The 20,362-nt window shown below is 64.0% G+C and carries 20 protein-coding genes, 2 tRNA genes and 2 pseudogenes; 19 read left to right on the plus strand and 5 right to left on the minus strand.

The window, feature by feature from the left end:
* Positions 1-7: 7 nt before the first annotated feature.
* From QA640_RS23175 to QA640_RS23200, 6 genes and pseudogenes are all read left to right on the plus strand, one after another.
* Positions 8-748: a tRNA-uridine aminocarboxypropyltransferase gene (locus QA640_RS23175; RefSeq protein WP_283035274.1), complete on the plus strand. Its 741-nt coding sequence runs from the start codon at positions 8-10 to the stop codon at positions 746-748.
* A gap of 212 nt (positions 749-960) precedes the next feature.
* Positions 961-1,047, plus strand: a pseudogene (locus tag QA640_RS23180) (DUF1850 domain-containing protein); the annotation flags it as partial.
* A 27-nt stretch (positions 1,048-1,074) separates the two neighbouring features.
* Entirely contained in the window at positions 1,075-1,365 is a 291-nt protein-coding gene (locus QA640_RS23185; protein ID WP_283035275.1) for a hypothetical protein, read from the plus strand.
* Positions 1,366-1,736: 371 nt separating this feature from the next.
* On the plus strand, positions 1,737-2,318 hold the full coding sequence (locus QA640_RS23190; protein ID WP_283035276.1) for an NnrU family protein: 582 nt from the start codon (positions 1,737-1,739) through the stop codon (positions 2,316-2,318).
* A gap of 30 nt (positions 2,319-2,348) precedes the next feature.
* A complete protein-coding gene (locus tag QA640_RS23195) occupies positions 2,349-2,537 on the plus strand; it encodes a tyrosine-type recombinase/integrase (protein WP_283035277.1) in 189 nt (62 codons plus the stop codon).
* An 85-nt stretch (positions 2,538-2,622) separates the two neighbouring features.
* Positions 2,623-2,696: transfer RNA gene (locus QA640_RS23200), tRNA-Cys, on the plus strand.
* 405 nt (positions 2,697-3,101) lie between these two features.
* Here the strand turns inward: QA640_RS23200 and QA640_RS23205 are convergent.
* Complete coding sequence (locus QA640_RS23205; RefSeq protein ID WP_283035278.1) at positions 3,102-3,281, minus strand: hypothetical protein; 180 nt, start codon at positions 3,279-3,281, stop codon at positions 3,102-3,104.
* 265 nt (positions 3,282-3,546) lie between these two features.
* Here QA640_RS23205 and QA640_RS23210 point away from each other — a divergent pair, with 265 nt between their 5' ends.
* From QA640_RS23210 to QA640_RS23220, 3 genes are all read left to right on the plus strand, one after another.
* Positions 3,547-3,807, plus strand: coding sequence for a hypothetical protein (locus QA640_RS23210; protein WP_283035279.1), 261 nt, complete (start codon positions 3,547-3,549; stop codon positions 3,805-3,807).
* 260 nt (positions 3,808-4,067) lie between these two features.
* Positions 4,068-4,397: a hypothetical protein gene (locus QA640_RS23215; protein WP_283043128.1), complete on the plus strand. Its 330-nt coding sequence runs from the start codon at positions 4,068-4,070 to the stop codon at positions 4,395-4,397.
* Positions 4,398-4,614: 217 nt separating this feature from the next.
* The gene (locus QA640_RS23220) at positions 4,615-4,980 is read left to right on the plus strand and encodes a hypothetical protein (protein ID WP_283035280.1); all 366 of its coding nucleotides are present in this window, start codon (positions 4,615-4,617) and stop codon (positions 4,978-4,980) included.
* A gap of 187 nt (positions 4,981-5,167) precedes the next feature.
* Here the strand turns inward: QA640_RS23220 and QA640_RS23225 are convergent.
* Positions 5,168-6,491, minus strand: a pseudogene (locus tag QA640_RS23225) (IS1182 family transposase).
* A 177-nt stretch (positions 6,492-6,668) separates the two neighbouring features.
* On the opposite strand from QA640_RS23225, the gene QA640_RS23230 reads away from it, so the two are divergent.
* From QA640_RS23230 to QA640_RS23255, 6 genes are all read left to right on the plus strand, one after another.
* Positions 6,669-6,743: transfer RNA gene (locus QA640_RS23230), tRNA-Asn, on the plus strand.
* Between the two features lie 164 nt (positions 6,744-6,907).
* Positions 6,908-7,087, plus strand: coding sequence for a hypothetical protein (locus QA640_RS23235; protein ID WP_283035281.1), 180 nt, complete (start codon positions 6,908-6,910; stop codon positions 7,085-7,087).
* Positions 7,088-7,229: 142 nt separating this feature from the next.
* Entirely contained in the window at positions 7,230-7,895 is a 666-nt protein-coding gene (locus tag QA640_RS23240) for a protein-L-isoaspartate O-methyltransferase (protein WP_283035282.1), read from the plus strand.
* 219 nt (positions 7,896-8,114) lie between these two features.
* On the plus strand, positions 8,115-9,521 hold the full coding sequence (locus QA640_RS23245) for a TolC family outer membrane protein (RefSeq protein WP_283042863.1): 1,407 nt from the start codon (positions 8,115-8,117) through the stop codon (positions 9,519-9,521).
* A gap of 459 nt (positions 9,522-9,980) precedes the next feature.
* Complete coding sequence (locus QA640_RS23250; protein WP_283035283.1) at positions 9,981-10,742, plus strand: DUF2497 domain-containing protein; 762 nt, start codon at positions 9,981-9,983, stop codon at positions 10,740-10,742.
* Positions 10,743-10,879: 137 nt separating this feature from the next.
* Positions 10,880-13,753: a valine--tRNA ligase gene (locus QA640_RS23255; protein WP_283035284.1), complete on the plus strand. Its 2,874-nt coding sequence runs from the start codon at positions 10,880-10,882 to the stop codon at positions 13,751-13,753.
* Positions 13,754-13,758: 5 nt separating this feature from the next.
* On the opposite strand, the gene QA640_RS23260 is transcribed toward QA640_RS23255, so the two are convergent.
* Positions 13,759-14,379: a DNA-3-methyladenine glycosylase gene (locus QA640_RS23260; RefSeq protein ID WP_283035285.1), complete on the minus strand. Its 621-nt coding sequence runs from the start codon at positions 14,377-14,379 to the stop codon at positions 13,759-13,761.
* Positions 14,380-14,509: 130 nt separating this feature from the next.
* Here QA640_RS23260 and lipA point away from each other — a divergent pair, with 130 nt between their 5' ends.
* On the plus strand, positions 14,510-15,466 hold the full coding sequence (lipA, locus tag QA640_RS23265) for a lipoyl synthase (RefSeq protein WP_283035286.1): 957 nt from the start codon (positions 14,510-14,512) through the stop codon (positions 15,464-15,466).
* A 6-nt stretch (positions 15,467-15,472) separates the two neighbouring features.
* On the plus strand, positions 15,473-15,943 hold the full coding sequence (locus QA640_RS23270) for an SRPBCC family protein (RefSeq protein WP_283035287.1): 471 nt from the start codon (positions 15,473-15,475) through the stop codon (positions 15,941-15,943).
* A 170-nt stretch (positions 15,944-16,113) separates the two neighbouring features.
* On the opposite strand, the gene QA640_RS23275 is transcribed toward QA640_RS23270, so the two are convergent.
* Positions 16,114-16,716 (minus strand): CinA family protein, encoded by a 603-nt coding sequence (locus tag QA640_RS23275; RefSeq protein ID WP_283035288.1) that lies wholly within the window; start codon positions 16,714-16,716, stop codon positions 16,114-16,116.
* 3 nt (positions 16,717-16,719) lie between these two features.
* Positions 16,720-17,901 (minus strand): bifunctional 2-C-methyl-D-erythritol 4-phosphate cytidylyltransferase/2-C-methyl-D-erythritol 2,4-cyclodiphosphate synthase, encoded by a 1,182-nt coding sequence (locus QA640_RS23280; protein ID WP_283035289.1) that lies wholly within the window; start codon positions 17,899-17,901, stop codon positions 16,720-16,722.
* 279 nt (positions 17,902-18,180) lie between these two features.
* Between QA640_RS23280 and dusB the strand changes: the two genes are divergently transcribed.
* Both dusB and QA640_RS23290 read left to right on the plus strand, forming a co-directional pair.
* Positions 18,181-19,182 (plus strand): tRNA dihydrouridine synthase DusB, encoded by a 1,002-nt coding sequence (dusB, locus tag QA640_RS23285; RefSeq protein WP_283035290.1) that lies wholly within the window; start codon positions 18,181-18,183, stop codon positions 19,180-19,182.
* Positions 19,179-20,354 carry a nitrogen regulation protein NR(II) gene (locus QA640_RS23290; protein ID WP_283035291.1) on the plus strand — a complete coding sequence of 392 codons (1,176 nt, stop codon included), beginning with the start codon at positions 19,179-19,181 and terminating at the stop codon, positions 20,352-20,354. The genes dusB and QA640_RS23290 overlap by 4 nt, the downstream gene beginning before the upstream one ends.
* The last annotated feature ends 8 nt before the right edge of the window (positions 20,355-20,362 follow it).

Below are 20,362 nucleotides of genomic sequence, written 5' to 3' on the forward strand. Positions count from 1 at the left end.
CGGCTGGATGTCGTACCCGTCTGACGTCACCGCCGCAGCGCCCGAACCCGTCGCCGAATGTCCGCACTGCCAGAAGCCGATACCGCTGTGCATCTGCGACAGCGTCACGCCGCTCGACAGCCGCGTCGCGCTCCTGATCCTTCAGCATCCGCAGGAGCAGGACAGGGCGCTCGGCACTGCGCGGCTGACGGCGCGGCATTTTACCGATGCGACGCTGCGGGTCGGGCTGTCGTGGCCGAGCCTTGCCAAGGCGCTCGGGCGGCCGGTCGCGGATCCCGCCCGCTGGGCGGTGCTCTATCTCGGATCGGCGCGCGCCACCGATCTCGATAGCGACGCCGACATCATCGCGCTCACGCGCAAGGGCGAGATCGCCGACAATCAGCGCGCCATCCTGAACAGGATCGAGGGCGTGGTGCTGCTCGACGGCACCTGGAGCCAGGCCAAGGCGCTCTGGTGGCGCAATCCATGGATGCTGAAGTGCCAGCGCGTGATTCTCAATCCCGCGAGGCCCTCGCGTTATGGGCGCTTGCGCCGCGAGCCGCGCCGCGACGGGCTCGCCACCATCGAGGCGGCAGCCATGATGCTCGCGAGCCTCCAGCGGCGGCCCGACATCGCCGCGACGCTGCAAGCGAGTTTTGAACGGATGTTAACACGCTATCGCGAAGTGCTGGCCGAGACGCCCGAACTTGCACCAAAACCGGCAGGCCGTGGCCGCCGGCGCGATTTCCGCCGCAACCGCCGCGGCTGACCTGACCGCCGAGGGCTTGCCCGCTGCGGAGCGGGCAGTACAGACCCGAGGGGATTTCGCCATCCCGTGATCGGGTCCAGGCACCAAGCTGGCGCATATGGTTGGATAGCGGCACCCCCGCCGCAATCTGAACGACCTTCCACAACCGATCGGGAAGTCGGATGAAGGCGGTTGCCTAAGTCCTTGATCCCCTATATCAGTCCGGCCGCAGCGAGGGAAAATGCCGGACCTTGTCGGAAATTTTCGGTCATCCGATCGGTGCTGGTGTCACCAGGATGAAGGTCTGCAACAATCCGTAGCCCGGCTGGAGCGAAGCGCAATCCAGGATGTTCGAGCGCCTCGCGAAGGATGCAGGGTTACCGATCTATCAGCGCCTCGTTGCCGGGCCACAAAGCCGGAAAGTAAGGACGAAACGCCCGCTCAGGAGCGGCGGAGAGGCTGACATCTATCAGGTGATGCTGCTCGCATTGGCCGAAACGGGACCGAAGCCTTCGATTTCCTACGAGGAATTGAGAACTAATCTTAATGCGCTGCTCGTCGAGATGATGCCCCAGAAACACGAAATTACCTCGGCGCTGAAACATATCGCTATAATTGCAATGAAGCCTGAGTTCTGAAGCGGCGATAGACTGGGATGACGATAAGCGTGAGGTTAACGTTAGCGATCCTTATTTGAGGTTCTATCTGCGATGGCAAGTCCGATCACGACGCAAGCGTGAAATCCCGCGCCTGTTGCCCGGCTCTGGGGACAGCTAGGCGCCGCTTCCGCAGCCCACTCTACGAGACCAGTGGCAATCGCGCCACACGCGGCTAAGCCGAAATCTCGCGCTCGGCCCGCCACCTTAGTCAATGGGGCCGGCCTGATTTGTTCGCCAACTATATCGGTCACTTTGGTACCTCAAAGTTGTATGAGCCTTTAGCGAACACTATTCCCGCCCGTGAAAGTGTCGGTGTATTGTAAAGAACACCGTTGGGGGGAATGGGCATCGTGGCATTGTCGGTGATGATCCTGGGTCTGGTGCTGTTTCTCGGCGTTCACACCCTCACTGCGCAACGCAAACTGCGCGGTCGCCTGATCACCGCAATGGGCGAGGCGCGTTACAAGGGTGTCTATGTGCTGGTGTCTCTCGCAGGCATTGCTCTGATCGCTTGGGGCTTTGGGCATTACCGTGCGACCGGCTGGGTCCAGGTCTGGACGCCGCCAAGGTTCCTCAAACACCTGAACGTCGCGCTGATGCTGCCGGCGATAATCCTGGTGGCGGCGTCCTATATCCGCGGACGTATCTATGCGACGGTCAAGCATCCGATGCTGGCCGGCGTCAAATTGTGGGCGTTCGGGCATCTCTTGGCCAATGGTGATCTCGGCGGGATCATTCTTTTTGGTTCGATCCTGGGCTGGGCCGTGTACGATCGGATTTCGCTCAAGCACCGCGCCGACCAAGGCAGCCCATCGATTCCGGTCGGAGGGATCGCCAAGGACCTGATCGCGGTTGCGGTCGGCGTTGCTGCCTATCTAGCGATCACCTTTGATTCCCATCCCGTACTGATCGGCGTTCCTGCGGTGAGTTAAAGGCATCGTGATCAGAAGCCGCCGAAGTCGGTGGCTACGATCTATCACAATCTGCGCCACACCCATGCGTCGCAGCTCATCGACGGGGATGTGGATATTGTCACGATTTCTAAACGCCTCGGGCACGCCAGCCCGGCAATTACTCTTGCGGTCTACGCTCACATGTTTAAGAAGACCGACGCCAAGGCCGCCGCCGCTATCAACGCGGCCCTGCGCTGACACTCGAAAGGGTGCCAATTGGGTGCCAATTTCATGGTTCGTTCTTTGAGATTGGCGCCATAAGTACTTGAAAACATTGCGTTGAGGCCACGTGGCGGAGTGGTTACGCAGCGGTCTGCAAAACCGTTTACTCCGGTTCAATTCCGGACGTGGCCTCCATCACAAACTCCTGATTTCCCAGCATAATTACGCCAGCGCGCCGGTCTTTTTCCGCCGGAGGATGCGGCGCGTCCGGAACTCACCCGGATTTGTCCGGGGTTGGCGGCTAACCGCGATTCAGGTGCCTTGGCATGAAGATCGCATTACCCAGATGATGAATCCGAAGCCTCGAATCCTGGAGCGCATGTGGGCGAGATTGTCCGATTTATTCCGAAGTCCGAGCTCGAGCGGGCCCGTCTGATACGAGAAGCCCGCGCAATCTACGAGAGCATCTTTCCGTCCGCAGAACCCGTCAAGGAGCCGCGCGCGTCGGAAGACCAGTCCGGGACTCGAAGCTGATTGCTTGTCTCCGCCGTTCTGGCTGGCGGACGTGGCGAAGCGGGAGAAGGGCGCGAGACGTTGCGCTCAGCTGGCGGCGTACCATCCATCCGGAAAAGGCAGCAGCGGCCAGGCGCCCTCGTTGTCGTTGGCGGCTTTGGGCGGCGCGTCGAATTTCCACGTGCGGGGCACGAATTCCTCCTCCGGCACGGGCTCGATCTCGGCCCGCACGGCATCCAGCAGCAAGTTGAATTCGGCTTCGCTCATCGCACTCTCCGGACCATTCCCGACGGCGCAAATTGGCAAAACCGGCTTTTTTCCCAATTGAGCGGATCGGTCGAATTTTATCGATCCGGCGATCGGCGCTCGTTTGGTTAGTGATTCCCTAAGAAAATCCCGGACACAACCTAGGCGGGTCCAGCGACCCGCCAGTGTGAAAGAGATCACATTCCCAAATGTTTCTTTCCCGTAGATCTGGTGTGACGGCCAACAAGAGGCCAGGGACGGGACGAGGCCGACGGGAGACGCACCTATGAAGGCGAGGTTCCTGAGGTTCGCGGGCGTGAAGAACCGGGCTCGCCGGGCCTCGACTCTCGGACTATTCCTGACGCTGTTTGCATCCGCCGCCTCCGCGCAAGGCACACCCGAGCAGCGCCGGGCCTGCACCCCAGACGTCTACCGCCTCTGCGCCGGCGAGATCCCCAACGTCCGCGCCATCACCGCCTGCCTGCGTCGCAACAAGGCGAGCCTGAGCGAGGCCTGCCGAGCCGTTTTCGAGCAGGCGGGCGGTTGAGGCCGCGCCGCCCTGTGGGTTTGTGCGCAGCGAGTCGAGGGAATCGGCGCCGCCGGCCTGTGGATATGCTGCGGACAAAGATGTGTCTCGCCGCCCGTCGCGAGCCAACATCGTCCCGGATCCCCCTATTTCGATGAAAATTGCAAGCGGCGCCTGCAAGAAGTCTTGATCCGCGCGTCTTGAACGCCGCCCGCGTGCCGGCGGCGACTAATCGCTACCGTGCATAAGGATCTGGAACGTGATTGCTCGGAGTCCCGGCCATGATCGGCGTCGCGCTGATCGTCGTCCTGGGCATCGTCTTCACCGTCCTGTACAAGCGCGCCACGCGCGACGAGGCGTTCGTCCGCACTGGCCTCGGTGGCAAGAAGGTCGTACTCGACGGCGGCGCAATGAGACCCGCCGGCGCGACCGCAACGCCATCGTGCGTGACAACGAGGTGGCGATCGCGCAAAAGGACCTCGAGGCGCGGCAGCAGGCCGGGTGAGGATCCCGTGAAGGCGCTGGTCGGCGCCGTCACCGGCAAGAGCAATGGCGTCGCACGCGAGGTTTCCGCGAGTGTGCCTGCGGCTCAAACCGACGCCGCAGAGTAGGCAACGAATGTGTCGGCTATGAATGCCCATTCATTGCTGGCATGAGCCCTAGTCGATAAGAACAGGCCGTGCGCTTCTCGCGTGGCGCACCGTTCCGGAGCGCAGATCGATCGTGTTGTTGAACCTCTCGATCGCGCTCCGGACGAACCTTGCCGGCAACGCCATTGGTTGCCCAGGGAGTTGCGGCGCCGGACGTTCTTTTGATCGGGGCTTTCTCATGAAATATTTTCTTGCTGCACTCATTGCGTTCGGCCTCTCGATCGCAGCCGCGCCGTCGCAGGCCGCAGATTCCCGCAACGTCTCCGTCGTCAACGAGACCGGTTACGCCATCAAGTTCCTCGGCTTCAATTCGCTGGACGATGGTCAGGACGAATGGGACAACGAACTCGACAAAGTCTTGCAGAACCAGGCAAGCACTTACGTCGAGTTCGACGACGACGATGAAGGATGCGTCTGGAACATTCGTGTCGACTGGCAGAACTACAACGAGGCCGTGCTGTGGAAGAACGTCAACCTCTGCAAGTTCGTGCTGAGCCTGCGCTACGACCCCGGCACCAAGACGACCTCCTTCGTCGCGGAGTGAGCGTCGGATCACGGCGTATGTGTGCCCGCGGCACGACCGGCGGGAAGGGGACGAGCGCCCTTCCTCCTGAGAGCTTGCCAATCTTTCTCGTTTTGCGTGGTCATCGAAGGATGTGGCAGTTCCTCGTCGTGGCAACGCGTGGGCTGGGCGGCTGTGGCGAGGTTGGGGGATGTCGATGAACGCTCCTCTATGCGCTAGCGAGGCGGTTGCCTTGCAGGATGTTGTTGGCGAGGGCGTACCAGAGCACGACGGCGCGGACCTTTTCGAAGCCGCGCACGGTCAATTGGCGCAGGTCCCAGTTGCGCCAGCGGGCATGTATGCACTCGCAAATCGACCGGGGCTTGTATCGGGCCTTGCCCTCTTCGCTCGCCATGCGCGCACGCCAGGCCAACACCCCCGGGCCGTCGCCGCGTCGCGGTAGATGGGGATCGGTGCCGTGCTTGGATTGAGTGGGCGGGCAAAAGATATCGATGCCCTCGGCGTGCGCCCACTCGATGTCCTCGGCACTGCCAAAGCCGCCATCGACGAGATGGTCCTTGGGCAACCCGCCAGGACGCGCGCGCTGCCGCTCCAGCATGGGCCGCATCAGGCCGCGGTCGGACCCGGTGTTGCAGACCTTGATGTCAACGACGATCGGCTGGCCGGCGGCACTCGTCACCTGCACGTTGTAGGCGGGGCGGAAGCCGCCGTCGGCCATCTTCATGACCCGTGCGTCGGCGTCCGTCGTGGAGGCCCGCGGCTCTTTCGGCTTCTTGCCGTTGCCGCGCTTTTCTTCGCGCTCCTTGCGCTGCTGCTTGATTTCGGCGAGCGCCGTCTGCGCCGCTTTGACGCGCGCTCTGCGCTCACGCGCGGCGCGCTCCTTGGCGGCCTTCATGCGCTGATTGCTAGCATCCGAACGAGCGTCAACCTCGCGTTTGAGGTCTTCCACCACCGCCTCAGCCAAGGCCAGGTGCCGATCGAGCGTCGCCTCCCGCCGGAACGAAGCGGCCCCGGCGCTGGCCCGGACCCGAACACCGTCCTGCGCCAGCGTTTCCAGATTGACGAGGCCGACCTTCGCCAGCACCGCCAAATGCTCGCAAAGCAGCCGGTCGAGCAGGTCGGCGCAACCGACCCGGAAGTCCGCCAGCGTGTGATGGTTCACCGACACCCCGCCACACAGCCAACGATAGGCGTCATGGCTCTCGCAAAGCCGCTCCAACGCGCGCGCGCTGCCGACGCCCTCGCTGGTGGCATAGAGCCACAGCGCCAGCAAAAGCCGCGGCGATGTCGCGGGGTGACCAGGCCGATCGCCCCGCGCTTTGATCCGGCTCACTCAGGTCGAGTTCCTCGACATAGGACCAGATCAGGCGCACCGGATGGTCTTCCCCGATCAGGCTCTCGATATCCACTGCTCGCAACTCGATTTGATCGCGTTGGGGCTCACGAAGTCGCGGCGCTGCGAGCGGCGCCGCACCGGCTTGCGGCTTTGCCTGCTCCGGCAGATCCCCAAACAATTCATCAGCGGCCATCATCCCTCCTGCGAATCCATCACCGCAAGAGAATCACACAGCACCAGCTTTCGGCTATACCGCTTGCGACCAGTCAAAAAGATTCACAGCCTCTGAGGGCGAGGATATGACGAATTCGTCCTTTGCAAGCGCCGGAGGCTTTGTTATACGCAGCCGCGCGCGAACGCTGGTTCGCCCTTTTCCTCGGTAGCTCAGCGGTAGAGCATCCGACTGTTAATCGGATGGTCGCTGGTTCGAATCCAGCCCGGGGAGCCAAATTCCTTATAAAATTCAGTATCTTGCGGCACACCTCTGCGCCGGCGCGCGAAGCCATTCACGCGGTCGTGCACGTTGTCTGGCGCGCGACATCGGAACGACGCCAAATCGACTCAATTCAAATCGAGGTTTCCTGACGCCGGGCTTACGCGGAGCTGATTCCGATGCCGAACGTTCAGATCGACCATTCCCAGTTCGCCCCCTCGATTCCGCCCTCCGACATCCCCGAGCTCAGCGACGACGAATGTCTCGCGTTGCTCGCGCGCGCGGTGGAGACTCGCGATTCGGCCCGGCTGGACGAAGTTGCAGCCTTGATTGGCCGGCTCGCCGTCGCGATCGAATAGGAGTGTAAGGCGCCAGGGCCTGTGGTGGACCGGGCCCGAGGCTGCTGCCTTCGGGCAATCGCCGTGTTGCGTTTTGGCGAGGCATGTTCCAAAGATGCCGCCACGTTTTCCCGCGGCGCCGTCCGCATTCCAGGGTTCCCCAATGTCCGGTTTTGCGACCGCGCGCCAAAAGATGGTCGATGGCCAGGTGCGCACCAGTGACGTCACCGATCGCCGCATCCTCGATGCCATGCTCACGATTCCCCGCGAGATTTTCGTGCCCGCAAGCCGGCAGGCGCTGGCCTATCTCGACCTTGATCTCGATGTTGCCGAGGGCGGATCGGCCAAGCGCTATCTGATCAAGCCGGCGCTAACCGCCAAGTTGCTGCAGGCGGCCGAGATTCGCGAGGCCGATCGTGTCCTGGTGGTCGGCTGCGCCACCGGTTACGTCGCCGCCCTTGCCGCCAGGCTCGCTGCGCAAGTCACGGCGACCGAAAGCGATTCAGCACTCGCGGCAAAAGCGAAGAGCAATCTAGCCGCCCTGGGATTTGCGAATGTGGCGTGCGCAGCGGCGCCCAGCGGGGATGGGCATCCGGCCGCGGCTCCCTACGATGTGATCGTCCTGAATGGGGCGACCGAAGTGACGCCCAGCGCGCTTTTCGAGCAGCTCAAGGAGGGTGGGCGGCTGGTCGGCGTGTCAGCGGAGACGACGCCACAGCGGGCCATGATCGTGACCCGCGCCCACGGCGAATTCGGCCACCGGGCGCTGTTCGACGCAGCAGCCCCGGTCCTTCCCGGCCTCGCGCGGTCGCCCGCCTTCGTCTTTTGACGAGGTGGAACCCGGATTTGACGTGGTGGAACCCCTTAAAAATACCTTTCTAAATCAGAAGTGTGGCAGGGATGCTGCACGTGAAGACTTTCCGCTTCGAGCAACCCGCAGGTAGTTCCGTCGGGCTTGGCCCCGTCCTATGGTGCGCCGGGGGCAACGACTCTCGGTCACCCGGCTCGCGGGCACGAGCCGGCGATAAGAATGAACGGAATTTCTGGGATGCATGGGGTGAAGCTCTTCACCGGAGCTGCGGTTTCGGTCCTCTTGATGGCGCTCGCCGGACAGTCGTCTGCCTTGGCGGAGACGATCGAAGGCGCGCTGGTGCGCGCTTATCAGGACAATCCGCAGCTCAACGCGCAGCGCGCATTTGTCCGCACGACAGACGAAAACGTGCCCCAAGCATTGTCGGGCTATCGGCCCAAAGTCTCGCTGAGTGCGAGCGTCGGCGTGCAATACTTACACACCGACTCGACGGCGGCCAGTGGTAATGGCCGCGTGATACACCAGATCCTAAGTGGCAATAATGCACCGCGTGCTGCCGGTCTCACCGTGTCCCAGACGCTGTTCAACGGCAACCAGACAGCTAACCGGACCCGGGCCGCGGAGAATCAGGTTTCCGGCGCTCGCGAGGGATTGCGCAATATCGAGCAGCAGGTGCTGTTCTTGGCGGCGCAGACCTACATGGACTATCTGCGCGATTCGGCGACGGTCGAGGTCAACAAGAGCAACGTGCGCGTGCTCGAACAAACGCTGAAGCAAACCCAGGATCGCTTCAACGTCGGCGAAGTCACCCGCACCGACGTGGCGCAGTCGGAAGCCCAACTGGCTGCGGGGCGAACCCTCGAACAGCAGTCCGAAGCCACGCTGACGGCGACGCGCGCGACCTATCGGCGCGTGATCGGCAACGATCCCGTCAATCTCGCGCCCGGCTCGCCGGTGGACCGCCTGCTGCCGCGATCGCTGCCAAAAGCGGTTGAGCTCACGCTCATCGAAAACCCGACGGTGACGGCGGCGATGTACGGGATCGATGTCGCTTTCATGAACCTGAAGGTGAATGAAGGCGCGCTGCTGCCGACGCTCTCGCTCCAAGCCTCGGTCAATCAAGCCTATGAGCAAACTCTGATCACTCCAAGCCAGTTCAGCGCTGCCGCCATCGCGCAGGCCTCGATGCCGCTGTATCAAGGCGGCGCCGAATATTCGTTGATCCGGCAGTCCAAGGAGACGTTGGCGCAGCAGCGCCTCACGCTCGATCAAACGCGCGACCAGGCTCGCTCCGACACCGTATCCGCCTGGGGCCAGCTCGAAGCGTCCAAGGCGCAGGTGCAATCGGCGCAGGCCCAGGTGACGGCATCCGAGATCGCGCTGAACGGTGTGCGCGAGGAGGCAAAGGCCGGCCAGCGCACCACGCTCGACGTCCTCAACGCTCAGCAGGCGCTGGTCAACGCCCGCATCAACCTTGTCAACGCGCAGCACGATCGCGTCGTGAACTCCTATCGCGTTCTCAGCTCGGTCGGCCGCCTGTCGCCAACCGTGCTCAGCCTGAAGACCAACGTCTACGATCCTAGCGTGCACTACCAGCAGGTGCGCGACAGCTGGGTTGGCGTGCGCACGCCCGACGGACGCTGATCTCACCGACTAGGCTAGAGCATGATCCGGAAAAGTGTGAAGCGGTTTTCCCTCGCGACAAACGCGGAACGCGTTTGCGCGGAGATCATGCTCAAACAACAACCTAAAGCGCGATGACGATTCATTCCAATCTCATCGCGCTTTAGGTCGGCGTCGCCTCATGGCGATGTCGACCTGCGGTTTGCTTGCAATCATCAAATGCCCTGACATAGCCTTTCACTGAGGTGAGGACGCGATTCGCGTTCCCCTCATATTGTTTGCGTACGGTTTTGTTTTGCGTACGGCTTCGGCGACGTGGGCAGGGGCGCACCGCCGCGCGATGAGTCGCAATCGCCTTGACCTGGGGACAAGTCAGGCTGTCGCGGCGAAATTGTCGAACCACCCGTTCGGAACCGGCCAATCCTGTCGTGCTTGGTGTAAAACAACGCATGCGAGGGCGTTGATGATGTGGAGTCGGAGATGACGCAGCCTGCAAAGGTCCAAGAACCCTCGATGGAGGAGATTCTGGCCTCGATCCGGCGCATCATTGCCGACGATGAGGCCAAGCCGCCGCCGGCCGAGAAGGCCGCCGAACCTGCCAAGCCCACAGCCGCCCCGGCGCCCAAGCCGGCCGCGATGAATGACATTCCGCCGTCCAAGATCGCGCCGGCCAAGCCTGCCGCCGAAAAACCTGCTGTGCCGCCACCGCCCGCAAAGCCTGCGGCTCCGCCGCCGCCAGCGCCGGCCGCGAGCAACAACCAGGACGATATCGACGCGCTGCTGGCGGGGCTGGACGAGGCGACCCCCGCGCCCGAGATGCGGGCACCGGAACCCGAGCCCGACGTGCTCGAACTGACCGACGAGATGGCGGTGGAAACGCCTGCGCCGCCACCACCCAGCTTTCGCAAGGTCGACCCGGGCGACGATGTCGAATTCGCCGAAGCCGCGGCGCCGCCGTCCCGCCCGGCTCCTCCACCACCATCCTACCAACCGGTCGATTTCGACGCGCCACCGCTGCCGCCGCAGCAGCCGATCTTGGCGCAGACAACGGTCTCGGCCGTCGAATCCGCCTTCAATTCCCTGGCCCATACCGTTCTGAGCTCGAATGCGCGGACGCTGGAGGATCTGGTCAGGGAGATGCTGCGGCCGATGCTGAAATCCTGGCTCGACGACAACCTTCCGGGCCTCGTTGAACGCATCGTGAAGGCGGAAATCGAGCGGGTCTCGCGCGGCGGCCGGTAAGTCCGGGCCGTGCAGTCCTGATAACGCCCTGCTTTCGGCCTGCGGACCGGGCCGGAAGGCCGCGTTGCCGTCGGGCTTTCCCTTGACATAGACCTTTCCGTTGACTTGACCCCCGCGCACGGCTTTTTAGCAGCCCCATGATCGAGAAAAACTACCAGCCCGCCGATATCGAAACCCGCATGTCCGTCGTCTGGGAGGACAGTCTTGCCTTCAAGGCAGGCCGACCCGACCGGCGCGACGCCACCCCCTTCACCATCGTGATCCCGCCGCCGAACGTGACGGGCTCGCTGCACATGGGCCACGCGCTCAACAACACGCTTCAGGACGTGCTGTGCCGCTTCGAACGCATGCGCGGCCGCGACGTGCTGTGGCAGCCTGGTACCGACCACGCCGGTATCGCAACCCAGATGGTGGTCGAGCGGCAGCTGATGGAGCGTCAGCAGCCCAGCCGCCGCGAGATGGGCCGCGAGAAATTCCTGGAGCGGGTCTGGGAGTGGAAGGCCGAGAGCGGCGACACCATCATCAACCAGCTCAAGCGCCTCGGCGCCTCCTGCGACTGGTCGCGCGAGCGCTTCACCATGGACGAGGGCCTGTCGAAGGCCGTCATCAAGGTGTTCGTCGAGTTGCACCGCGATGGCCTGATCTACAAGGACAAGCGGCTGGTCAATTGGGACCCGAAACTGCTCACCGCGATATCCGATCTCGAGGTGCAGCAGGTCGAGGTCAAGGGCAGCCTCTGGTATCTGCGCTATCCGATCGAGGGCAAGAGCTTCAGCCCGGACGATCCCGCGAGCTTCATCGTCGTCGCGACGACGCGGCCCGAGACCATGTTGGGCGACACCGGTGTTGCCGTGCATCCAGAGGACGAGCGCTACCAGAAGCTCGTCGGCAAGCACGTGATCCTGCCGCTCGTCGGCCGCAAGGTGAAGATCGTCGCCGACGACTACTCCGACCCCGAAAAGGGCTCGGGCGCGGTGAAGGTGACGCCGGCGCACGACTTCAACGACTTCGAGGTCGGCAAGCGCCATGGCCTGCGCCAGATCAGCGTGCTCGACAAGGAGGGCTGCCTCGACCTCGTCGACAATGAGGATTACCTGCGCGACCTGCCGGAGGGTGCCTCGCAATTCGCCGAGGAATTCCACAACGTCGAGCGCTTCGCGGCGCGCAAGCGCATCGTCGAGCGGCTGGAGGCATTCGGCTTCATCGAGCGCATCGAGCCGCACACCCATATGGTGCCGCATGGCGACCGCTCCGGCGTCGTGATCGAGCCCTTCCTCACCGACCAGTGGTACGTCGACGCCAAGACGCTGGCCAAGCCCGCCATTGCGGCGGTGCGGAGCGGCGAGACCGCGTTCGTGCCGAAGAACTGGGAAAAGACCTATTTCGAGTGGATGGAGAACATCCAGCCCTGGTGCATCTCGCGTCAGCTCTGGTGGGGCCATCAGATCCCGGCCTGGTACGGGCCGGACGGCAAGGTGTTCGTCGCCGAGACCGAGGAGGAGGCCGTCAGCCACGCGCTCGGCTACTACGTCGAGCAGGAGGTCATCACGCCGGAGCAGGGACATGAGATGGCGCTCGACCGCAACAAGCGCGAGGGCTTCATCTCCCGCGACGAGGACGTGCTCGACACCTGGTTCTCCTCCGCGCTCTGGCCGTTCTCCACCCTCGGCTGGCCCGACGATACGCCGGAGGTGAAGCGCTACTACCCGACCGACGTGCTGGTCACCGGCTTCGACATTATCTTCTTCTGGGTCGCCCGGATGATGATGATGGGGCTGCACTTCATGAAGGAGGTGCCGTTCTCGACCGTCTACATCCACGCCCTCGTCCGTGACGAGAGGGGCGCCAAGATGTCGAAGTCGAAGGGCAACGTCATCGATCCCCTGCACCTGATCGACGAATACGGCGCCGACGCGCTGCGCTTCACGCTGGCCGCGATGGCGGCACAAGGGCGCGACATCAAGCTCGCCACCAGCCGCGTCGAGGGCTATCGCAATTTCGCAACAAAGCTCTGGAATGCCTGCCGTTTCGCGGAAATGAACCATTGCCTCGTGCCGGAAGGTTTTGAGCCTGCGAAAGCGACGCAGACGCTGAACCGCTGGATTGCACACGAGACCGCGCACACCACCCGCGAGGTGACGGAAGCGATCGAAGCCTACCGGTTCAACGATGCAGCGGGCGCGATCTACCGCTTCGTTTGGAACGTCTATTGCGACTGGTATGTCGAGCTCGCAAAGCCCGTGCTGCTTGGTCCGGACGGTCCGGCCAAGGCCGAGACCCGCGCCATGGTCGCCTGGGCGCGGGACGAGATCCTCAAGCTGCTGCATCCCTTCATGCCCTTCATCACCGAGGAGCTGTGGGAGGTGACGGCCAAGCGCGAGGGACTGCTCACGCTGGCGCCCTGGCCGCTGAAGCCCGCCGAGCCGACGGCGGAAGAACTCGCGATGGTTGCGGCATCGATGCCGAATGACGGGGCCTTCATCTCCCCGATGGTGCTGCCGATCTTCGACCATGCCGACTTCACCGATCCTGCGGCGGAAGCCGAGATTGGCTGGGTGATCGATCTGGTGACGCAGATCCGTTCGGTACGTGCCGAGATGAACATTCCGCCGGCAACGCTGACCGCGCTGGTGCTGGCCGGCGCCTCCGCGGAGACCAGGGAGCGCGCGTCGCGCTGGGCCGATGTCATCAAGCGCATGGCACGGCTCTCGGACATCTCCTTCGCCGATCGCCCGCCCGACGGCGCCGTCCAGATCCTGGTGCGCGGCGAGGTCGCAGCGCTGCCGCTGAAGGGCGTGGTCGATCTCGCAGCCGAGCGCGTACGTCTCGACAAGGAGATCGCCAAGGCCGATGCCGACGTCAAGCGCGCCGAGGCCAAGCTGGCGAACGAGAAATTCGTCGCCAATGCGGCCGAAGAGGTCGTCGAGGAGGAGCGCGAAAAGCGCGAGGCCGCGCTGGCGCGAAAAGCCAAGCTGCTCGAAGCGGTGGAGCGGTTGAAGCAGGTCTCGTAGGCCGCTCAGTCGCTACGCGGAAACGGCTTGCTTAGGAATTTCGAGCCCTTGACGCCGTAGCGCCAGGGCAGCTCGACCGCCTTGGTGAGGCCGATCCGGATGCCGGTCGTGACCTCCATGTCGCCGGTGCGCGCATGCAATGCGATCGGCGGGCGATCGACGGGCAGGGCGTTGTGCGCAATCGTGATGCCGAGCGCCTCCGTCAGCTTGCCCGGGCCGGAGCACAGTGTATGCACGTCGATGAGATGCCGGCGTCGGCGCATCGAGGCAAGCCCATGCGTCGGCTCGAGCGCACGGATCAGGACGGCGCTGGCCGAGCCTTTCTCCTCGCAGACGAAATTCACGCACCAATGGATGCCGTAGGAGCGGTAGACATAGGCAAAGCCGGGCGGGCCGAACATCACCTGGTTCCGTGGCGTCGGTCCGCGGTAGGAATGCGCAGCCGGATCGGTATGATGATAGGCCTCGACCTCGACGATGATCCCGCCGACGCCGTCAACCAGCAGCGTCGCGCCGATCAGGTCGGGGGCGACCTCGTGGACGCTGCGCGCGAAGAAGCCACGCTTCAGCGTCTTGCCCAAAGGGGGGCTCAGGCCGGGCCTGGAGGGCTTCGATTTTGGAGCCATTCGAGGTGAGAATCGCTAGATGACAGAGCAGGATATTGCCCATATCTGCCATGTTCCCTGAAGCGGCGCGAGCCGGGTTGCAGCTAACAGCGATACCGATTAGGTAGGACCAGAACAGACCGGACACCCCATGGTCGTTATTGTCGATACCATCACGAACCCGCTGCGCCCGCGTCACCCGGAGAAAGTGAACCGGCCGGATGCCGCCTCGCCGCCGAAACCGGACTGGATCCGCGTGCGCGCGCCCAGCACCCGCAGCTATGCCGACACCCGCAACATCGTGCGGGCGAACGGCCTGCACACGGTGTGCGAGGAGGCGGGCTGCCCGAACATCGGCGAGTGCTGGGACAAGAAGCACGCCACTTTCATGATCATGGGCGACACCTGCACCCGCGCGTGCGCCTTCTGCAACGTCAAGACCGGCCTGCCCAATGCGCTCGATGCGGCCGAGCCGGAACATGTGGCCGAGGCCACGGCCAAGCTGGGGCTCGCCCATGTCGTGATCACCTCGGTCGATCGCGACGATCTCGCCGATGGCGGCGCCGAGCATTTCGCCAGGACGATCCGCGCGATCCGCGCCGCCTGTCCCTCGACCACGATCGAGATCCTGACGCCCGATTTCCTGCGCAAAGAGGGGGCGCTCGAGGTGGTGGCAGCGGCCAAGCCCGACGTCTTCAACCACAACCTCGAAACCGTGCCGTCGCGTTACCTGACGGTGCGGCCCGGCGCGCGCTATTTCCATTCGATCAGGCTGTTGCAGCGGGTCAAGGAGATCGATCCCGCCATCTTCACCAAGTCCGGCATCATGGTCGGCCTCGGCGAGGAGCGCCACGAGGTGCTCCAGGTGATGGACGATCTGCGCTCGGCCGAGGTCGACTTCCTGACCGTCGGCCAGTACCTCCAGCCGACCCGCAAGCACCACGCCGTGATGCGCTATGTGCCGCCGGCTGAGTTCTCCTCGTATGAAAAGGTCGCTTACACCAAGGGCTTTTTGATGGTGTCGGCGAGCCCGCTGACCCGCTCGTCGCATCACGCCGGCGATGATTTCGCGAGACTGAAGGCCGCGCGGGCAGCGACCGCCCGCTGAAGTCCTATGCATCGAGTTTCGAGCAAGCACCGGGTCAACCACAGCGCGCCAGAGATGTTTGATCTGGTGGCCGACGTCGAGCGCTATCCCGAATTCGTGCCGTTGTGCAGCGCCTTGAAGGTGCGGCAACGGATTGCAAAACCCGACGGCACCGAGGTGCTGGTCGCCGACATGACGGTGTCGTTCAAGCTGGTCAAGGAATCCTTCACGAGCCGGGTGACGCTCGACCGGGCCAATCTGAAAATCCTCGTCGAATATCTTCAAGGGCCGTTCAGGAACCTGGAAAACCGCTGGACCTTCGAGCCGAAGGGCGAGGCCAACTGCGATGTCGGTTTCTTCCTCGCCTACGAATTCAAGAGCCGCATGCTCGCGATGCTGATGGGCTCGATGTTCGACGCCGCGTTTGCGCGCTTTTCCGCCGCGTTCGAGAAGCGGGCGGACGCGGTCTACGGTCGGCCGAAGCTCGCGTCGTCATAGCCGTTACGGCCAGGTGCGCGCGTGCCGCACCGTCATTGCGAGGAGCGCTTGCGACGAAGCAATCCAGACTGGATCCGCGGAGGCGGTTGCGCCGCGCTTCTTGCGTACAAAACGCGGGCGATTTGGACAAAAGTTCGAGATTTGAACGATGTTCGATCGGACAGCCGCCGTCATCCCCGCGGCGGCCTGCGCCGCTTCACTGCCCTCCGGCGCGGCGAGCGGGCGACGCGGGAACGCAGGCGGCTCGCCGCCTCGCGGCGCGGCTTTGCGGTAGCTTGCGGGCCGCGGGCGAGGTCCATCAGCATGCGCAGCGCCTCGACCACCGAGCGCTGCCGCACGGCGCTCCGGCCGATCGCGCCAAAACGGTGCTCGCGGTGGATGATGCGGCCGTCGCGTGCGGCTGCAGCGAAGTGGACGAGCCCCACCGGCTTGCCGGGCGTGGCGCCGCCGGGGCCGGCGATGCCGGTGATGGAGACCGCGAGATCGACGCCGGCGCGCTCGAGCGCACCGACCGCCATCGCGGTCGCGGTCTCCTTGCTGACAGCGCCGAAGTTCAGCAGCGTGCTCGCCTCGACGCCGAGCATTGTGCGCTTGGCGTCATTGGAATAGGTGACGAAGCCGCGATCGATCACGTCGGAGGAGCCGGGGATGTCCGTCAGCGCGCCAGCCACAAGGCCGCCGGTGCAGGACTCGGCGGTCGCGATCGTCAGCTTGCGCATCCGGCACAAATCGAGCAGCGAGCGGGAGAGGGCGCGTGCGTCGCTGCCGCCCATGGCCTAGACGCTCCAGGGTAGACGGATGGTGGCGCTCGCGGTCGCCGCGATGCCTTCCTCGCGGCCGGTGAAGCCGAGCCGCTCGCTGGTCGTTGCCTTCACCGCCACACGCGAGATGTCGACACCGGAAATTTCAGCGATCCGCGCGCGCATGGTGTCGCGCAAGGGGCCGATCTTCGGCCGCTCGCAGATCATCGTCACCTCGAGATTGGCGACGCGGCCGCCGCGCGCCGCGACGCGCTCGATCGCGTATTTCAGGAATTGATCGGAGGAGGCGCCCTTCCACTTGGGATCGCTCGGCGGAAAGTGCGAGCCGATGTCGCCGTCGGCGAGCGCGCCGAGGATGGCATCGACCAGCGCGTGCAGACCGACATCGCCGTCGGAATGGGCCAGGAAACCCTTGCTGTGCGGCACGCGCACGCCGCAGATCATGACGTGGTCGCCTTCGCCGAAGGCGTGCACATCGTAGCCGGTCCCGGTCCTGATGTCGCCGAGCTGGCTGGCGAGGCGCGCTTCCTCGCGGACGAAGTCTTCGGGGGTGGTGAGCTTCATGTTTGCAACATCGCCTTCAAAGGTTGCGACCGTCAATCCCGCCCATTCGGCGATCGCCGCATCATCTGTGAAATCGGAGCGTCCCTCCTTCGCTGCGCGACGATGCGCGTCGAGGATGACGTCGAAACGAAAGGATTGCGGCGTCTGCGCGATTCTGAGGCGCGCGCGGTCCGGCGTCGCCTCGATCTGCCCGGCCGCACCGATCAACTTGACGGTGTCGTTGACTGATATCGCGGGGATCGCGGCACCATGGAGGCTCGCGGCTTGGATCGCGCGGGAAATCAGGGCCAGCGAGACGAACGGCCGCGCCGCGTCGTGAATCAGCACGAGGTCCGGCTTGTGCGGAGCCAGCGCTTCGAGGCCGGCGAGCACGGAAGCCTGGCGCGTCGCGCCGCCGCTGGTCGGTGCCTCATGCCGCAGGCCTTTGACCGCCGCAGTGAACATCGCGCCGTCGTCGGGGTTCACGACCGGCTGTACAAGCGCGACGTCAGGGTGGTTGCTGAAGGATTCCATGGCGCGAAAGATCACTGGCACGCCGCCGACCGCGCGGTATTGCTTCGGCCCACCCGCACCTGCGCGAAGCCCGCGCCCGGCCGCCACGAGAACAACTGCCGTCCGCTCTGATTTCGCCATAGCGCTGAAATACACAATTGATAGTGATGATAGGGGCGAGGGGTGATCTTGGCATGCCTCTAGCACGGTCACCGCGGAAGAACAGCGGTGTTTGCCGGATTGTCAGCAACAGCTTTTTGCTGCACTGCACTTGAAAGATTGCGAGAACTGTCTAAACTGTAGGCATGACGCTTGACTGCACAAGAATTGTGCGCAAGATAGGTCTTGGCAGGCGCGATGAGGCGCCGCCTTTGAGACGAGACGTCCGTGACCGGCTCGGTAGGATTAGGCGCTAAGCCCTTGAGAATAGGCGATATTGATGTCGCCACCCCGGTCTTCCTGGCGCCCATGTCGGGGGTGACCGATTCCCCCTTCCGGCGGCTGGCCGCGGAACTTGGGGCGGGTCTCGTCGTGTCCGAAATGACCGCCAGCGACGAACTCGCCAATGGCCACAGGATGTCGCGACTGCGCTGCGAAGCGGCAGGCCTGGGGCCGCATGTGGTCCAGCTTGCCGGTTGCGAGGCGCACTGGATGGCGGAGGGCGCGCGGATCGCGGAAGCGGAAGGCGCCGACATCATCGACATCAACATGGGCTGCCCGGCTCGCCACGTCACCGGCGGCCAGTCCGGCTCGGCGCTGATGCGCGACCTCGACCATGCCTTGCGCCTGATCGAGGCGACGATCGCGGCCGTGAAGGTTCCGGTCACGCTGAAGATGCGGCTCGGCTGGGACGATCGTAGCCGCAACGCGCCGGAGCTGGCGCAGCGGGCCGAGGCCGCCGGCGTCAAGCTTGTCACTGTGCATGGTCGCACGCGCTGCCAGTTCTACAAGGGCGAGGCCGATTGGGATGCCGTGCGCGACGTTCGCGCGGCTATTTCGGTTCCGCTGGTCGTCAACGGCGACATCACCTCCTACGACAGGGCCATCGCGGCGCTCGAGGCCTCCGGCGCCGATGCCGTCATGATCGGGCGCGGCGCACAGGGCCGGCCCTGGCTGCCTGGTCAGATCGGCCGGCGCCTCCAGGGTGGAGCCGAGGAGGCCGCGCCCTCGCTCAGCGAGCAACTCCATTATGTCCGCACGCTCTATGAGGGCGTCTGCGATCTCTATGGCTTGCGCATCGGCCTCAGGCATGCGCGCAAACATCTCGGCTGGGCGCTCGACGCCGCAGCCAGTCTCAGCCGCGCGCCGACCGAAAAGCTGAAGGCCTGGCGCCAGAAGATCCTCACATCTGAGGATCCGCACGCGGTTCATCGTTCACTGCAAGATGCCTTCGACGACTTCGCATGGAGCGCTGCTGCATGAGCTCAGCCGCTGAACATCGTCGACCGCTTTCCTCCGACAGCGATGCGATCCTGAACGCGCTGCCGAACCCCGTGCTGCTGATCGGCCCCGACGGCAAGATCATCGACGCCAATATTGCGACCGAGGCGTTCTTCGAGATCTCGACGCAGTTCCTCAAGCGCCAATTCCTGCGGGAGCTGGTACCGTTCGGCAGCCCGCTACTGGCGCTGATCGACCAGGTGCGCTCGTTGAATTCGCCGGTCAACGAATACAAGGTCGATCTCGGCACGCCGCGCATGGGCGGCGACCGCCAGGTCGATCTGCATGTGGCCCCGCTCACCGAGCGGCCCGGCCACATCGTGGTGATGCTCCAGGAGCGCACCATCGCCGACAAGATGGATCGGCAGCTCACCCATCGCAGCGCCGCACGCTCGGTGATCGCACTCGCTGCGATGCTCGCGCATGAGATCAAGAACCCGCTCTCCGGCATCCGCGGCGCCGCCCAGCTCCTCGAGCAGCAGGCCTCCTCGGAAGACCGCATGCTGACGCGGCTGATCTGCGACGAGGCTGACCGCATCGTCACGCTGGTCGACCGCATGGAAGTGTTTGGCGACGAACGGCCCGTCGTGCGCGGTCCGGTCAACATCCATTCCGTGCTCGACCACGTGAAGCGGCTCGCGCAATCCGGCTTTGCCCGCAACATCCGCTTCATCGAAGACTACGATCCCTCGCTGCCGCCGGTGCTCGCCAACCAGGATCAGCTCATACAGGTATTCCTCAATCTGGTGAAGAACGCCGCGGAAGCCCTGATCGACGTGCCCGACGCCGAGATCCAGCTCACCACCGCCTTCCGTCCCGGCGTGCGCCTGTCGGTGCCCGGTCAAAAATCCCGGGTATCACTACCGCTTGAATTCTGCGTCAAGGACAACGGACCGGGCGTGCCGGACGATCTTCTGCCCAACCTGTTCGATCCCTTCGTGACCACCAAGCAGACCGGCAGCGGTCTTGGTCTTGCGCTGGTCGCCAAAATCATCGGGGATCACGGTGGCATCATCGAATGCGAGTCTCAGCCGCGCAAGACCACTTTCCGCGTACTGATGCCGATGTACTCGACCTCCATCAAACACACCGATCAAAGCAGTCGCGCCGACTCAGCCGGGAAGCCGTCGCCTGCGTCACAGGGGGCAAAATGAGGATTAAA

This window comes from Bradyrhizobium sp. CB82, assembly GCF_029714405.1.
Taxonomy (GTDB): domain Bacteria; phylum Pseudomonadota; class Alphaproteobacteria; order Rhizobiales; family Xanthobacteraceae; genus Bradyrhizobium.